Below are 16330 nucleotides of genomic sequence, written 5' to 3' on the forward strand. Positions count from 1 at the left end.
GTGTTTTTTTTTAACGTTAATTATTTGATCTTGACTTTTTGGAGGTGGATAAAATCCTGCATGTCCGATATGATGACGCTTTCACCAGCTTTAATGCCTGATCGGATCTCTATATAATCTGAATTGCTTTCACCGATTTTTACCTTACGGGAATGGGCATTTTCACCTTCCAGTACAAACACTTTTTGTTCTTCGGAGCCGTTAAAAGCAGGGCCATTTTTTACCCTTATTGTGTGCTCTTTGTAGGAGGTAATTACAAAAACGTCGGCCTTTAAATTGGCGCGCAGCAATTTTGAATTTTTGTTGCTGAGGCTGACGGAGAACTTTACGGTACCATTTTCAACTGCCGGCTGCACGTTGCTGATGTTTCCACGCAGGTCGGTTTTGTTGATTCTTACGATGGCGGTCCTGCCTGTTTTGACTTCATCGGCATAGGTGTCAGAAATACTTGCTTCGACTTTAAAACTGCTTAGATCTGCAATACGGACCAGTTCTTCACCTTCGTTAATTTCTGATCCGATTTTGTTGTTTACCCAGGTGATCACGCCGTTTCCGGGCGAAGAAATGGAGGCGTTTTTCAGTTTATCGCTGATACCTTTGATGTCCTTTTCACGGATGTTGATTTCATAACCCAGACTTTTCAGGTCGGCCTGCATCATTGCCTTCTGGTTGTTAATCTGATTTTTGATTTGTGTCAATTCCATTTGGGCAACCTTCAATGTCAGACGGGCTTGCTTAACGTTTTCGTCCGTACTTCCACCAATATTCAACAGGGATTGTTCATGAGATAGTGCTGTTTCCAGACTGCTGATCTTCATTTCTTTAATGGCGTATTGTGTCTTTAATTCATCAAGGCTTTTCTGAAGCCCCAGCGATAACTGGTTTATTTTGTTGCGGTTTACATGCTGCTCCTCATTTAATTTTTCAAATGCGAGTAAGGAGGATTCTTTATTCAGGCGCAAAATAGATTGCCCGGTAAGGACTTTTTCACCGGCATTAAACAGCACCTGTTCAATCCTGGCATTTACCGGAGAGCTGATCGTAACCTCATACTCCGGAGTAATGATACCCGAGGCGGGAACAGTGGCTTCGATCAGGCCTGATTCCGCAATTGATGTGCGGAAAGCATTGCGCTTGATTGAAGGTTGAACAATGTTTTTAAATTGAATAAATCCAAGAGCGATAGCAACCAGGATAATCAGCCCGGTGATGTATATTTTGGTTTTACGTCTGGCTTGTTGTGCAGCTGAAATTTCACGATCCATATTTTAATAATTTGGATGCTGTATTTCAATGTAAATGCCACAAATAAGTAATTGATAATGAGGTTATTGTGATTTTTGTTCGGAGTTCAATTGTTCAAATGTGGACAGTGTGTTTTAAACTGAACGGGATGCAGCAGGTTAAAATGTGATGTACCGGAATTGATCAGCGGTTTAATGAATATAGTTTAGGTATTTAAAGGAACGAATTTGGTATTATTTCTTCCTTGCTTCAATGGCGTAAACCATCGGTATTTTATCGTTTAAATGTTCGATTCTATATTTTTTAGGTTCAAACTCGATGGTTTTATTAAAACAATTGTATGGTGAATAATCGAATTCCCGGAAAGCATTGATCTCAAGTCCATTTGTAATTAAACTGCTCAAGACCTCAGCCATGCCGTGGTTCCAGCACACATATTGCTGGTTGATTTCGGCATCCCGGTCAGCATAAGTTCCGCTTTCAGTTTCCAGAATCGGTCCTGAGTTGAAGTAATTGTAAGCAACGGTCTCAAAATTATCATCAAACATCCATACCACAGGATGGAATTCTACGAATACGAATCGTCCGTTTGGTTTCAGATAATTCGAGATGAGTTTCCCCCATTGCTGCAGATCGGGCAGCCAGCCTATTGTTCCATAGCTCGTAAAAACGATATCGAACTTTTGGTCTAAATGATTGGGCAGGTCGTAAATGTCGCAACAAACGAATTTGGCTGTCGAATTCATTTGGCTTGCGAGGTGTTTTGCACTTTCTATGGCTTTATCTGAAAGGTCAACTCCCGTAACTTCTGCTCCAAGCCTGTTTAAAGAAATGGTATCCTGTCCGAAATGACATTGTAAATGCAGAATCGATTTCCCTTCAATGTTGCCCAGTAGATTTAATTCAATATCATTGAGCGAAGATTTTCCTTTTAAAAAACCATCAAGGTCGTAGAATGCAGATTTTAAATGCGCGTCCGTTCTGTTATTCCAGGATTGTTTGTTGATGGCCAGGTAATCGATGTCAGTCATGATATTTGTTGCTTTATAGGGATTATTGAGTTTTCTAGCGGATAATATACTGCATTTGTCAATTGAAGACTAAGCTGCTCTTCAAGGGATGCTGCGGGAAATTAATTTTCTAAATTTATATTATATTTTGATAAAACCGGAACTGTTGTTTTAGTTTACACCAATTCAGGATTTTCATGGTCATCAACAGCGCTGACATGGTTCCCCAAAAATATCGGTATTTTCAAAAATATTTATTGTTCTGGAGATGCTGTTGTTTTAGGCATTGGCCGCTGGTACAGGGGTTCAAAAATCAGTAAAAGAAACAGTTTCGTTTTCATAGGTGTAATACGGATGGTATCTGGCCAGGATACAATTTGAGGCATAAGCTGTAATTGCATGAATAGATCTTGTATGTCTTTTTCAAAAAAATAACATTATTTAATAATTAGGTGATCGTGTTTTTGCCGGGAATTTAAAAGAGCAGCTAAATCAGGCCTAAAAATGTCTCAGCATGCTCAAAGTGGAGGATTGATTTATTCCTGTTGCCTGAAAATGTGTTACCGATTGTGTAGCGATTGAGGGCAACTTTCGGAAATAAATACTTAAATTAAAGTAACCAAACGTTTCCGCTCAATGAAATAAAAAATCCAGGTCAACGAACCGGTGCTTAAATCGCCAGAAAATTCAACCTAAACCAAGCCATATGAAACCACTGTACATTAAATGCTTCAGCATTTTGCTGCTTTGTTTCTTAGCACTGTCAACATTTGCTCAGAATACAATCAAAGGAAAAATAACTGATCAGTCCGGACAACCTATCCCAGGGGTAAGTGTCACGGAAAAAGGCACGAGGAACGGCACATCAAGTGACGCGAATGGTGCTTTTTCTATTAACGTTAAACAAGGAAGTACTTTAATTTTTAGCTCCGTTGGACTAATCCCTAAAGAGGTAATTGTCGGGGCATTATCAACGGTGAATGTGACACTAAATGAAGACGCTCAGTCTTTAGGTGAAGTGGTGGTTACCGCTCTGGGGATAAAAAAGGAAAAGCGCAACCTGGGCTATGCCATTACAGAGATCAAGGGTTCGGATCTTTCCAGTACGAACGAAGTTAATCCTATAAATGCCTTGCAGGGTAAGGCTACCGGGGTTAGTATCGATCAAAGTGCAGGTGGTCTGGCTGGAAATGCCAGAATCCTCATTAGGGGGAATTCTACGTTTGGCACCAACAATCAACCTATTTTTGTGGTAGATGGGGTCATCATCGATAATGATGTGTCGACCGGGGGGAGAGATTTCGGAAATGACATTAAGAACCTGAATATGGACGACTTTGAGAGTGTATCTATATTAAAAGGTTCGTCAGCTGCTGCATTGTATGGCCTCAGGGCAATAAATGGTGTGGTACTGATCACGACCAAAAAAGGAAAACTGAATAAAGGCCTGGGCATATCCGTTTCTCAGTCTTTCAATATTCAGCAACCCTACAGAGGTCCGGATTTTCAAAATGAATTTGGCGGCGGTACCGTCGGTAATTTCTTTACGGACACGAGAGACCCGGGCTATAAAACTGGTCAGGATTGGGACACTAAAGTCTTTCCTACAAATGCCAGTGGGCAACCTTACATTGATCCTCAGAAAAACCGGGAATTGGAGAACTGGGGGCCGCGCTTTGCAAACCAGCAGGTTTTAAACTACGATGGCACCATGACTACTTATAAAGCAGTGCCTAATAATTATCTGGATGCTTTTCAAACGGGTAAAGGCTACCTGACCAATATTGCGATTGATGGAGGTACTGAAAAGGCGACTTTCAGATTTTCCTACTCCCGTAACCAGTCGGAAGGCTTTAACCTAAGAAATAAGCTGAATAAAAACGCGTTTTCGCTAAGGTCTACTTATAAAATCAATGATGCAATTAGTGTGGATGCGGGAGTGGATTATTCCGCCCTTCGTGGTGAAAATCCACCTAATTTGGGCTTGAATAACTATATCTGGATCTTCCCGAGAAATTATGATACGAAATACTGGATGCAGCAGGCAAAATATACCAGTAGCCTCGGAGGGGTACCTAAAGTCTATGATGCTGCAGAAACAAACTTTGTCCCGGGAGCTGATTATTGGTTTCGATTATTTGAAAATAACTATTATCAGAATGAACAAATGGTCAGAGGCCGCTTAACGATTAATGCCAAACTTAAAGATTGGGTGAGCGTACAGGCAGAAGGTAATTTTATCAACCTGAACACTAAAAATGAGAGTAAAGAATTGGGACAGGGTTATAATTTTACCGGTTCTGATAACACGAGCGGGGGTCGGTATCAGCTGATACAAAAGAACAAACAGAGCTATTTTTTGAAAATGATGGCCATGTTTAATAAGGAAATCACTAAGGATTTCAGTTTTAACGGCTTTGTAGGTGGAGAAATTCAGGGATATACACAAACTGTAAGTGATGCACAAACAGACGGTGGGCTGGTCTTCCCGGCTAATTATTTTCTGGACAACTCCCGGAAACCGCAAATCTCAACAGGAGGAACAGGAGCGAGAAAAACATTTAACTCCATTTATGCGAGTGCCGACTTCTCCTATAAGAATCAGTTGTACCTGCAGGCTACCTATCGTGGCGACTGGTCCTCAGCTTTAGTGTATACCAATGCAACAGGAAATCCATTCTTTAGCTACCCGGCAGTAAGTTTATCCTGGATATTCTCCGAAACATTTAAAATGCCACAATGGTTTAGCTTCGGTAAGCTAAGGGCAAACTTAACGGTATTGGGAGGGGATGTTGATGCCTTTGTGATCAACCCCGGATATAGGTTAACCGGTTTTTCTACAGCTGGTGGAAATAATAATCCAATGCTGACCTATCTGGTTGACGCAAACGGACAAAGCTTTGCCGTTGATAAAAACATAAAACCATTGCGCAAAATAGGAAAAGAAATAGGGGCGGAGCTCAAGTTTTTTAAAAACAGGCTGGGACTTGATGCGACTTATTATATCGACAATAATAAAAACCAGGGTACCTATATTCCTGCCGCACCGGAAACAGGCGTAAATAATATCCTGGTAAATGCAGGAAATATTCAAAATTCAGGTATAGAACTGAGCCTGACCGGAACTCCTGTGAAAAACAATAATTTTGAATGGAATACCACCTTAACCTATTCCCGTAACCGGAATAAGATCATCGAGCTTTATGGGGATATCGATTATTATGCTTTACAGAACGAAGGGGATGCAAATAACGACCAGATCCCTTTTGCAAAAGTGGGCGGGGCTTATGGAATCATCCGCACGAAAATCCATTCCAAAAGTTTTCAGGCTACAGATGCTAACGGTAATCCGGTTGCCAGCCCTAACAATGGTAAAACTGTTTTGGCCTGGCGTTCCGATGCCCGTGCAGGATTTCCGCAGAGAAGCAATCAATGGCAGGATGTGGGTGACATCAATGCGAAATTTCGTGGTAGCATAGACAATACTTTTCGTTATAAAGGTTTCTCTTTAAATATTTTGGTAGATGCCAAAATCGGAGGGGATATGGTAGTCACCTCTCAGCGTTATGGTACGCATACCGGGATCTTTGAAAATTCGCTGCAAGGCCGGGATAAAGATCACGGGGGAATTGTATGGACGAGTAAATATGATGGAAAAACTTATGATGATGGAATTATTCCGGATGGGGTTTTTGACAATGGACAAACGGTAACACAGGCCAATAACACGATTGTAAATGTTGGGGGAATGACTTATCAGGAAGCGTATGAAAAAGGCTTTGTTGAACCTACACACTTGCCTCAATACAATTACCGCCTGGGCTCTTTCTCTACTGCTGTTGGTGATTATTGGGTGGTCGAAAACTCCTGGGTATCACTGAGACAAGTGGCCTTGAATTTTCAGTTTTCTCCTGCTTTTGCCGCTAAATTAAAAATGAGCAACCTTGGCATCAGCCTGATCGGAAGAGACCTCTTCTATCTGTATAATTCCTTGCCAAACAATATCAATCCGGCTTCAAACAGTACGACCAAGACGTCTGTGAACAGGGAGGATGGCTTTGTACCTCCTATGACGCGCTATTTTGGCCTGACATTAAAAGCTGGATTTTAATTTATCACTCTAAAAAAAAGGTTATGAACCACATCAATCATATCACAAAAAAACTGGCCATCGTTTTACTGTCCGGTTTTACTTTATGCAATTTCTCCTGCAAAAAGAACTTTGCAGAAACGAATACCAATCCAAGTGTAGTGACCAAGCCGGATATCAATGCGCTATTCAGCTATTCTGTAGAAAACCTGGAAAGTTATCAGGGGACAGAATGGATTTGGGAAAACCTGGAGCAATTGCTTCGTTATACACAGCACCTAACCACCGATCCCTATGAGTTATCTACAAACATCAACAGCCGCTATCGTACTTATTATAATAGTATTCTGCCTAACCTTTTTGCGATCCGGAATGAGGTGGCCACGAGAGCGGATAAAGACAGGTATAAAAATATTAATGCGGTTACCTATATCGTTCAAATTCTACATGGTTTGAAAGTGACGGATATGAACGGTTCTATACCTTATTCTCAGGCCATACAGGGTAGGGTGGACAATAATTTTAAACCTGTTTACGATAACCAAAAAGCATTGTACGATACCTGGTTGAAGGAGTTGGATGCTTCATTGGCAGATTTAAAAGCAGGAGGCAGCGATCAGGTAAATTTTGGTGCAGCAGACTTCTTTTACAAAAATGTCTGGGTAAACTGGGCAAAACTGGCGAATACCTTGAAGCTCAGAATTGCGGTACGTTACGAAAAGCAGGATCTGGAAATAGCCAAAAGGATTTTTAAGGAAGTGATGACAGATGCTACAGGTCCTATAGATAATGATGACGCGGGGCAGTTTGTTTATGATAAACCTGAGCATAATCCGATAGGTAATGATATCGACTACAGAAGTCCAAGATTTGGCACTTCGTCGATTGTCAATTTTCTGAAATCTAACAATGATCCCCGTCTGAAAATTTATTTTAGTCCAAATGATTTGCTGGGCAACTTTAAGGATGTTCTGGTTGCAAACGGCAAAACGCTTCCTTCTTTTATCAATTTAAATGATCCTTTAATCATGTATCAGGGTGGTCCGGCCGACTGGACCACGGATCCTGCGGTAGCCACGTATTATAAAAACGCATTTCCTGTAAGTGCATCGGTTTCTTACAAATTGATGAGTACGATCAATAAGAAGTTTTTTGCACCCCGCTATGGCAGCAATACAACAGGTAAGATGCTGGATTATATGGTGACTTATGCGGAAACTTGTTTTTATATCGCGGAATTTGTTCAAAAGGGCTATGGTGCGGGCTTTGATACGAAAGGAAGTGCAGAAGACTGGTATAAAAAAGGGGTCACTTCTTCTATAAAAACGATGAATAAGATCGCGGTAAATGCCGTTTCTGCTACCGGATTTGAAGGGAATGGAGATGCGGAAATAGCAGCTTATCTGAATCAGCCAGGTGTCAGGTTTAACGGAAGCAATGACCTGGAGCGAATCTATATTCAGGAATACCTCAATTTTTACAGACTGGCAAACGAAGCGTTTACTTTTTGCAGAAGAACAGGCTATCCAAAAAATAGTTCAGCCTATTACGCACGAAATGCCTGGAATGAGCCCATTCCAAGAAGATATGCGCTGGATGAGCCGCCTGTTGGTACCAACAATGAGAACTGGCTCAAAGCACAGCAGGAGCAGGGATTTACACCGGGAAACAAAGAACTACAGGTGCTGAGCACGCAGCGGTTATGGTTTGATAAAAATAGTCCGAATTTTGGTGGCGGCAATTAACTGGCATTAAGCTAAGGCGGAGAACTGACCTCTTCAGGAAATTAAAATTATAAAGGCAATGGTCAGTATTGCCTTTATTTGAATGTAAAACCCCTGCTAACCATGTGATTGCAGGGGGGCGTTAAGTGGAATTAATTTTGTTATAAGTTTAAGGGTTTGATGTCACCTTTGGGGGTAATAATGTAATACCTGTTGTTTTTGACGATGGTGTTTTTGGGCAATTGGTCTTCTTTCAATTTTATGTTAACGGTAAGTTCGTAAAAGAGTTGGATGGTCGGTTCAACGACATCGGCGTTAAAGATAAATTGGTGCTCGTTTGGCACTACGCCGTTATAATATTGCGTGGTGTTTTTCGCGACATCGTTTACTTCATCTTTTTGGCCCGGGTGGATACTCGCTTTAGCATAGGCCTGGTAATTTCTATAATTTTCCATCGGATAGGAGGTACTGAACCCTTCCTGCAGCGTTTTTTCTTTTTTGTTCAGATCTGTATTCATCATTAATGAATATCTACCCAGCTGCACTTTAAGTTGTTCCAATGCTTTTTTCTGCATTTGCGTTCTAATCAGGTCGTAATTGCTGCTGATGTAATTGACTTTCACCAAATCGTAAATTTCGTATTTACTGCAAATGGCTACAATCTGATCTAAATCACTGTTGTTGCTATATTTCACAATAATGTTTTTCCTCAATTCAAATCCGGAAGGGGTTTCGTTATATGTTTTCGGATTAAAAATCTTTTTTTCTACCGCATAGCCATAGGTAGGTACAAAAGAAATCATGTCGATTGCGATGCTGATGTGCTGATTGATCGTCTTCAGTTCATTGGTCGCATTTTTAATTCTTTCGTTGATTAAATCGCTTGCCTCTTTTGCGGTTTTGCCCAATTGTAAAACACTAAATGTGGCAATTTGCGAACTGGCCTTCTCATTGTAAATGCCTTTAATGGTAATTGTCATTTCATTCGCATTGCTGCTGGTGGTTTGAATAGCATTAATCCGTTTGCTTTGGTAATTGCTGTTGCTGTAATTGGCGTTGCCGCTGTGTTGTGCCAATGCACAATTAAAAAGCGCTGTAACCAATGTTGTGGTTGTTAAAAAGAATGTTCTCATTGCTGTATGTTTAAATTTTGTGCTGCAATATTACATTTGCGTTTAAACATAGCTTTAGCAAACTAACTGGCAGTTTACTGTAAATATTTTAAGTAAATTTACAGTGCTTTTACAGCACATTTGCTGTGGTTTATAGCTGCACTCAGCTAATTTTGACGCTACCGATATATGACCGAACTAGATACTTTTAAGCGATTGAAAGAAATGGTGCTTTTGAAATACCAGGAACACTATCCGTTTTTTCGGGGAACGTGGAATAGCTTTAGTTCGCAGGATATCCAAAATCTGATCGGGTTAATTGAACAGGAATGTAAGCAATCTATCAGTGAAAAATGGATTTATACCCATTTGAAACCAGATATAAATCACAAAGTCCCCAGAAAGGGGATGTTAGATATACTTGCCGTATTTGTAGGTCTTTCCGGCTGGGACGAGCTATTGTTTCAGTATAAAAAGCCTGATGAGGAAATACCTCCATCTAAAATTGATTTTAAGATGATCAGCGGAATCGCTTTACTGGCAATAATGGTCCTTGTTGGTGTTTGGTATTTGAAATTTTATGAAAAAGCGGATTCCGGTAAACAAACGATCGAGCTAAAGAATGAATTTACCAATCAAAAGATAAAAAATGATGAAGTAAAGGTCCTTAAAGTTCAAGGTACAGCAAAGCAGGTTTTAACAGTAAAAGATGGTCAGGTTCATATCGACAATTCATCTGGTAAAAATTACAACATAGAAATAACCAGTCCATTTTATAAAAAGAAGGTCATCAACTTTGTTGCTGCAAAAGTTAAAGATACATTGCCTGCAGAAGTGGATTTAAAACCAGATGATTATGCAATGATGCTGAAGGCATTTATGCTGTCGGATATCAAAGACTGGCAAACCCGAAAAAACCAGCTCAATAAAATCCTGTCGGATGATTTGGAAGTGCTCATCATGCTGAGAGACGATTTGGGAGCTGAATATTTTAATAAAAGAGAGTTTTCTCAAAAATTGACCATACCAACAAGTAGCTTGAAACGAATGAAAATAATCGAAATCAAGAGCAAGGATACAGGTGAGATTTATTTTATAAGAATTAAACAATAATAAGGTGAACAGAATAATTCTATTGGTCATTTTGCTGTCTGCAGGCTTATTTGCTAAAGCTCAACAAGCAAATACGGTAAAAAATGTAAAAGGGCTGAAAGCTAATTTCTCCGCACCTGTATTGGCGGCATATCAGGAAAGCGCAAAAACTAAAATCGAAGATTTTTACCAATATCTACAACTGCTTTCTGATGTTTCAGTTTCAAAAGAGCTAAAAAACGAAGTCAGGTTAAATATTCTTTTTTTGTTTAAAAATAAGGAGGTTTTAATGAAGGATATCGCGTCAAATGGCAAAAATAGCCTGCCGCTTTCTTTATTGATCAGTCAAATCGAAAATACCCCTTCTTTAAAATTTGAAGTCGGGGAAATTAGCAGTCAGCAGATAGAGCCGGATAGCTGGCAAACCACTTATACGGTTAAGGTTTTAAATGATGGTAAGAAGAGCGAGTTGAATTTGTCGCAAAGGGTGTATCTGACCAAAGATTCTAAAACATTCGGGGGGAACTCAAAAGAAGTTTGGCAGACCTTTCTGGGCGAAATAGAATAGTACGATAACAGAAATTATGAAGATAAATATTTACGATTACAGGTTCAGGGCAATGAAAGTTTGTGGAAAAATATGGATACTGTTGCTACTTGCAGGCAGTACAAATTTAAAGGCGCAGGAAAGTCTTAAAATAGGTGATTTTTTTGAGATTTCTAAGGACGACAGTTTAAAGGTCTACTACAACGCTGTAGGCATCGTTGTAGGTAAAAAAGAGGCGAAATTTGTAAGGATTGGAAAAAGAGATCCGGTTTTTATGAACGTGATGAACGACTTCAGGGACTACGATCATAATGGAAATTTAGTCTTTAAAAGTACAATGCTAAATAACTACCTCAACGGCAGCGCTGCTTATTTTTATAGTAATGGCGTTCTTAAGGAAGAAGGGAGTTATAAGGATGACATAAGAACCGGAACATGGAAGTATTATTATCCTGATGGTAAACTCTCGGAGGTAATTGAATTTGACAATGGCAATATGCTGATAAAGGAAGCTTATTCAAAAACTGGCGGTCCATTGGTTATCAATGGCAATGGCAAAGTTAAAATTCTTGTTTCCGGGTTTAAACAACCGGATTCTTATGAGGCCAGGGGTACAGTCAAGGATGGTAAAATGAATGAAAAATGGAGTTTATTCAGTCCCATTTTTCAGAAAACCATGACCACCGAAACTTTTAAGGATGGCAATTTTATTAAGGGCTATGAGAACTCTTTAGTGATGGGAAGTCTGTTCTATTACGACTATCCGAGAATTGTACTCCGTAAATTTTACGCGAATGAAGCACTTGACTTTTCTAAGGGAGAAAGTGGCTATGGTACGGAACCGCATGAATTATGGGAATACAAAGAGGGAAGCCCTGCAAAAAATATCTATGAGCTGTTGTTGGACTCCATTAACGGTAAGTACAAATCTCCTCTTAAGGATCAATGGGTCATTATGGGTTTTAAAATTAACGAGAATGATAGTTTATCAAATATCAATATCTCCTCTTCGATACAGGATGAAACATTTAACAGATTTTTATACCAAATTTTCGCAGAAAGCAGCGGTTGGAAGTCGAGGAAGCTGAACCGCGTAAAAGTCAGTACAGATGTTTTCTTTAGCCTCATTGTGAAAGATAAAAAGATTATTCTTCCAGCGTTTTTTAGAACGCCAGGGATGCAGAAGCTCAGGAAAACATGGGATGATGTTCTGCCTGAACTCCCTGCTTATGATAACTAGCTGAAAAAAATATCATTTGATAAGGTCGGATGCTAACATAATTATGGATATTTTTGTCAGGAAATACAATTCCATTTTGAAAACAGATCTTTTCCTTGTTACGCCTCCCTTTACCCAACTGAATACCCCGTATCCTGCAACTGCCTATATCAAAGGTTTTTTGAACACCAAAGATATTTCTTCCACTCAGGCTGATTTAGGTATAGAGGTGATTTTGGCTTTGTTTTCAAGGAAAGGTTTGCAAGATCTTTTCTCTTATGCGGAAAAAAGTCCGGGTCAGTCAAGAAGTGGGAACGCAAAACGGATTATTGCTTTAAAAGACGAATATATCAAGACCATTGATGCTGTTATTGCCTTTTTACAAGGCAAAAACCCAACCCTGGCTTTACAAATTTGTCAGGAAGACTTTTTACCCGAAGCATCCAGGTTTTCGGAATTAGAAGAACTGGATTGGGCATTTGGTGCAATGGGAACTCAGGATAAAGCTAAACATTTGGCAACATTATACCTGGAGGATATTTCAGATTTTATCATTGAATGTATTGACCCGAATTTTGGTTTTAGTCGTTATGCGGAAAGATTAGGTCGGAGTGCAAACTCATTTGATGAGCTTTATGAAGCTTTGAATAAAGAGTATACCTATATGGATCATATTCTGATAAAGATTTTAGAAGCAAAAATTGCTGTTATCCAGCCCAGGTTGTTGATCATTTCTGTTCCTTTTCCAGGAAATTTGTATGCTGCCTTCCGATGCGCACAATATGTGAAAAGAAAGTATCCTGAGATTAAAGTATCCATGGGAGGCGGTTTTCCAAATACAGAATTACGTTCTGTTTCTGATAAAAGGGTATTTGAATTTTTTGATTTTATCTCTCTCGATGATGGGGAATTACCTATTGAGCTGATCTATAATTCGATCACAAAAGGCGGGGACTTTCATCTGTATAAAAGAACTTTTTTATTGGAGAATGGAGAAGTGACCTATAGAAATGATGCTTTAAGAAGTGATTATAAGCAGTTTGATGTAGGGACGCCAGACTATAGTGATCTCCTGTTGGACCGGTATATCTCGGTGATAGAAATCGTAAACCCAATGCATCGGATGTGGAGCGACGGCCGTTGGAACAAATTGACGATGGCGCATGGTTGTTATTGGGGGAAATGTACATTTTGTGATATTTCTTTGGATTATATTAAAGTTTATGAACCTGTTGCAGCTAAACTGATTGTAGACCGTATTGAAGAGCTGAGCGAAAAAACGGGACAAAACGGATTTCATTTTGTAGACGAAGCAGCTCCACCCGCTCTGATGAGGGAAGTTGCACTGGAAATTTTAAGAAGAAAAATATCGGTCACCTGGTGGACAAATATCCGGTTTGAGAAAAGCTTTACCAGAGATCTGTGTATTTTACTTAAAGCGTCAGGCTGTATCGCTGTTTCCGGCGGTTTAGAGGTTGCATCAGATCGGTTATTAAAACTAATTGATAAAGGAGTAACAGTGGAACAGGTAGCTCAGGTGACCCGGAATTTTACGGAAGCAGGGGTATTGGTCCATGCTTATTTGATGTATGGATATCCAACGCAGACGATTCAGGAAACGGTAGACAGCCTGGAAATGGTGAGACAATTGTTTGAAGCAGGGGTTTTACAATCTGGTTTCTGGCATCAGTTTGCCATGACTGCACATAGTCCTGTAGGCATGCATCCGGAGCGATTTGGCGTAGTAAAAGAAACTGAGGTGATCGGAACCTTTGCCAATAATGACATCAACTATACCGATAAAACAGGGATAGATCATGATAAATTTAGTTTTGGCTTAAAGAAATCGCTTTTCAATTTTATGCATGGCATTTGCTTCGATTATAAATTGCAGGATTGGTTTGATTTTAAGATACCAAAAACAACGGTTCCTCCTGATTTTATTGAAAAAGCGATAAGGGAAGAAAGTAAGTTCAATACCAAACCAACGGCTAAAGTGGTTTGGCTGGGAGGGAAGCCGGATGCGGAAGGCTTTACAAAATATAAAAAGAACAAGCCTTTGGAAATGACCATCCTGACTTTTCATGACAAAAAGGAAAGCTTTGATGTCCAGACGAATAAAAATGAAGGAGAATGGTTGGTTTCCATCCTACAGAAAATAGCCGTTTCCAATACCCAGGTGTATACATTCCAGGAAATTAAAACAGATTTTGAATCCACCATGGAACATTTTGAATTGTTCTGGTATTCAGATCCAATTTATAATTTAAGAGATTTCGGCCTGTTGGTCTTATAACCTATAAAAACATGAAAATCCATCAAAAAATTGTTAAAACACTCAGTTGTACTTTTGTTTTTCTTGGTCTGACTGCAAATGTTTTTGCGCAGTTGCCTGAAGAAATTAAATGGGAACACCTGCTGAAAACCTACAACAGGGATAGTACTGAAATGATCCTGTCTTTAAATGATAAACCATTGCAGGGCCAGTATAAAATCCCTGCTGATGAAGGTGGTTTTGCTTTATATACCATTAACAAAGGATTCATTACGGGAGAGGCTTTCTGGTACACCCAGGGAGGAAGAATGGAATGTAAACTCCACTATAAAAATGGGGTACGCAATGGCTTAAAGGAAAATTACGATAGTGATAACAACGTTTGGTTACGTCAGGAATATAAAGACGGTAAGCAAGATGGCACAAGCGAAATGTATAAGGGGAGCAAAATCATTAATAAATCAGGATATAAGGCTGGTAAAAAACATGGTTTGTCTTTAACCTATTCCGGAGATCAGCTGACTACAGAGGCTTATTATGAAAATGATTTGCGAAATGGTGCTCACCGTGTTTTTAATAATGGTAAAATCATAACAGAAAACAATTATAAGGACGATTTGCAAAATGGTTTGTCAACTACTTATGCTCAGGGCAAAAAAAGTATGGATGCCACCTATGAAAAGGGTAAACGACACGGTGTTTCGCACATGTACAAACCCGATGGAAGCATTCTTTTCGAAAGCTACTACCTCTTGGGAGAAAAAGTTACGAAGGCCGCTTTTGAGGAGTATCAGCAAAGCGATAAAAAATAGCAGCACCTCCATTATGAGGTTAATAAGGTGATGCCGGTTAAATCTGCTTTTCCGCTCCTGAGGAATTCGTAGGTGATCCGATCTGCCTGACAGTCTGTAAACTTCATGCGTTTAAACCTGTTGTTTTTAAAGAAGGTATTGGTGAGTGTTGCATTCTGGAACTTGACCCAGTTAAAAACGCAGTTTTCAAAATAACAGTCCTCCAGTATACCATCGAAAACGATGTCGTCAATCTGCGTATCGATAAAAGCGCTGCGGTTCCACACTGCGTTTGCCACTGTGTTTTGCTGAAAGGCGCTGGATTTAAAATTTACTCCGCTGAAATCGGCGCCGGAGAAATCGCAACTCTTGATATGGCTTTTTAAAAATTCAGCGGCTTTCAGGGAACTGCCTTTAAATAGGTTGTTGCCAAGATGGGAACTTTGAATATGACTGCCGCTGATATCGGAACCGGAGAAGTCACAGCTTCTGACATGGCTTCTTAAAAATTTAGCTTGTTTCAGGGAACTCTCCTTAAACAGATTATTGTCTAAACTGGAAGTCTGAATCTGACTGCTACTGATGTCAGAACCGGAGAAGTCACAGCCATCAAGGTTATTGCTTTTAAGAAGAAGCCCTGATAAATCTGACCCGATGAATTTGCAGCGTTGCATATTGGAAGAACTGAATTTTTCATTGAGATTTTTCAACCCGGAAAAGTCAGCGTCTACCCAGTTTCCGTATGACATATCCCATGCAGGCTTTTTCTCCTGTTTGCCGGAAGATGGCAATTCATCGGATGGTTTCGCCAGAGGTTCAGGAATGGTCTCCTCTGTGACCTCAGACCGGAAGCTGTCTGAAAAATGGTTAAGATCAACGTTCAAAATTTCTGCGAGACGGTTAAAAGTGGTAATGTCCGGCATGGATTCTCCGCGTTCCCACTTGCCGACTGCCTGTGGACTGATGAATAGGCGCTGAGCAAGCTGGGTCTGAGACATATTCATTTTCTTTCGTACGCCGGCAATTCTACTGCCAATCATTTTTGTATTTAACATCGTCCTTCTATTTATTTATTTATTTGATACTGCAAAGGTATTCGGATGGATTTTCAGAATCAAAAAAATACAGAAACTTATGGTTGTATTTACGCTACTTATGGTTGTTATGAACAACTATAGGTAGCAATTCGTGTTATTCGGCGGTATAAAACACAAATATTCCTATC

Annotated in this window: 11 protein-coding genes; 7 read left to right on the plus strand and 4 right to left on the minus strand. The window is 39.8% G+C overall.

Annotated features, from left to right (window positions below; translation table 11 throughout):
• Positions 1-20 precede the first annotated feature (20 nt).
• Both BLQ87_RS03600 and BLQ87_RS03605 read right to left on the minus strand, forming a co-directional pair.
• Complete coding sequence (locus tag BLQ87_RS03600) at positions 21-1265, minus strand: efflux RND transporter periplasmic adaptor subunit (RefSeq protein ID WP_074604742.1); 1245 nt, start codon at positions 1263-1265, stop codon at positions 21-23.
• Between the two features lie 213 nt (positions 1266-1478).
• Entirely contained in the window at positions 1479-2276 is a 798-nt protein-coding gene (locus tag BLQ87_RS03605; RefSeq protein WP_074604743.1) for a class I SAM-dependent methyltransferase, read from the minus strand.
• Between the two features lie 685 nt (positions 2277-2961).
• On the opposite strand from BLQ87_RS03605, the gene BLQ87_RS03610 reads away from it, so the two are divergent.
• Entirely contained in the window at positions 2962-6366 is a 3405-nt protein-coding gene (locus BLQ87_RS03610) for a SusC/RagA family TonB-linked outer membrane protein (protein ID WP_074604744.1), read from the plus strand.
• A gap of 23 nt (positions 6367-6389) precedes the next feature.
• Positions 6390-8090, plus strand: a complete 1701-nt coding sequence (locus tag BLQ87_RS03615; RefSeq protein ID WP_143010324.1) for a SusD/RagB family nutrient-binding outer membrane lipoprotein — start codon at positions 6390-6392, stop codon at positions 8088-8090.
• A gap of 140 nt (positions 8091-8230) precedes the next feature.
• Here BLQ87_RS03615 and BLQ87_RS03620 read toward each other — a convergent pair whose 3' ends face one another.
• Entirely contained in the window at positions 8231-9202 is a 972-nt protein-coding gene (locus BLQ87_RS03620; protein ID WP_074604745.1) for an SIMPL domain-containing protein, read from the minus strand.
• 168 nt (positions 9203-9370) lie between these two features.
• Between BLQ87_RS03620 and BLQ87_RS03625 the strand changes: the two genes are divergently transcribed.
• From BLQ87_RS03625 to BLQ87_RS03645, 5 genes are read left to right on the plus strand one after another with little or no spacing between them, the layout of a single operon-like run.
• Entirely contained in the window at positions 9371-10294 is a 924-nt protein-coding gene (locus BLQ87_RS03625) for a hypothetical protein (protein ID WP_074604746.1), read from the plus strand.
• A gap of 4 nt (positions 10295-10298) precedes the next feature.
• A complete protein-coding gene (locus BLQ87_RS03630) occupies positions 10299-10841 on the plus strand; it encodes a hypothetical protein (RefSeq protein ID WP_143010325.1) in 543 nt (180 codons plus the stop codon).
• Positions 10842-10857: 16 nt separating this feature from the next.
• Positions 10858-12060: a toxin-antitoxin system YwqK family antitoxin gene (locus BLQ87_RS03635; RefSeq protein WP_083361665.1), complete on the plus strand. Its 1203-nt coding sequence runs from the start codon at positions 10858-10860 to the stop codon at positions 12058-12060.
• Positions 12061-12103: 43 nt separating this feature from the next.
• Positions 12104-14335 (plus strand): B12-binding domain-containing radical SAM protein, encoded by a 2232-nt coding sequence (locus tag BLQ87_RS03640; RefSeq protein WP_216857760.1) that lies wholly within the window; start codon positions 12104-12106, stop codon positions 14333-14335.
• Positions 14336-14346: 11 nt separating this feature from the next.
• Positions 14347-15126, plus strand: coding sequence for a toxin-antitoxin system YwqK family antitoxin (locus tag BLQ87_RS03645; RefSeq protein WP_074604749.1), 780 nt, complete (start codon positions 14347-14349; stop codon positions 15124-15126).
• 11 nt (positions 15127-15137) lie between these two features.
• Here the strand turns inward: BLQ87_RS03645 and BLQ87_RS03650 are convergent, their stop codons facing one another.
• Positions 15138-16160, minus strand: coding sequence for a pentapeptide repeat-containing protein (locus BLQ87_RS03650; RefSeq protein WP_074604750.1), 1023 nt, complete (start codon positions 16158-16160; stop codon positions 15138-15140).
• Positions 16161-16330: the final 170 nt, after the last annotated feature.

This window comes from Pedobacter steynii (assembly GCF_900103665.1).
Taxonomy (GTDB): domain Bacteria; phylum Bacteroidota; class Bacteroidia; order Sphingobacteriales; family Sphingobacteriaceae; genus Pedobacter; species Pedobacter steynii.

What these genes read in the sequence shown, in the direction of transcription:
- BLQ87_RS03600 (WP_074604742.1), bottom strand. Translation starts at nt 1,265, where the DNA reads ATGGATCGTGAAATTTCAGCTGCACAACAAGCCAGACGTAAAACCAAA.
- BLQ87_RS03605 (WP_074604743.1), bottom strand. Translation starts at nt 2,276, where the DNA reads ATGACTGACATCGATTACCTGGCCATCAACAAACAATCCTGGAATAAC.
- BLQ87_RS03610 (WP_074604744.1), top strand. Translation starts at nt 2,962, where the DNA reads ATGAAACCACTGTACATTAAATGCTTCAGCATTTTGCTGCTTTGTTTC.
- BLQ87_RS03615 (WP_143010324.1), top strand. Translation starts at nt 6,390, where the DNA reads ATGAACCACATCAATCATATCACAAAAAAACTGGCCATCGTTTTACTG.
- BLQ87_RS03620 (WP_074604745.1), bottom strand. Translation starts at nt 9,202, where the DNA reads ATGAGAACATTCTTTTTAACAACCACAACATTGGTTACAGCGCTTTTT.
- BLQ87_RS03625 (WP_074604746.1), top strand. Translation starts at nt 9,371, where the DNA reads ATGACCGAACTAGATACTTTTAAGCGATTGAAAGAAATGGTGCTTTTG.
- BLQ87_RS03635 (WP_083361665.1), top strand. Translation starts at nt 10,858, where the DNA reads ATGAAGATAAATATTTACGATTACAGGTTCAGGGCAATGAAAGTTTGT.
- BLQ87_RS03640 (WP_216857760.1), top strand. Translation starts at nt 12,104, where the DNA reads ATGGATATTTTTGTCAGGAAATACAATTCCATTTTGAAAACAGATCTT.
- BLQ87_RS03645 (WP_074604749.1), top strand. Translation starts at nt 14,347, where the DNA reads ATGAAAATCCATCAAAAAATTGTTAAAACACTCAGTTGTACTTTTGTT.
- BLQ87_RS03650 (WP_074604750.1), bottom strand. Translation starts at nt 16,160, where the DNA reads ATGTTAAATACAAAAATGATTGGCAGTAGAATTGCCGGCGTACGAAAG.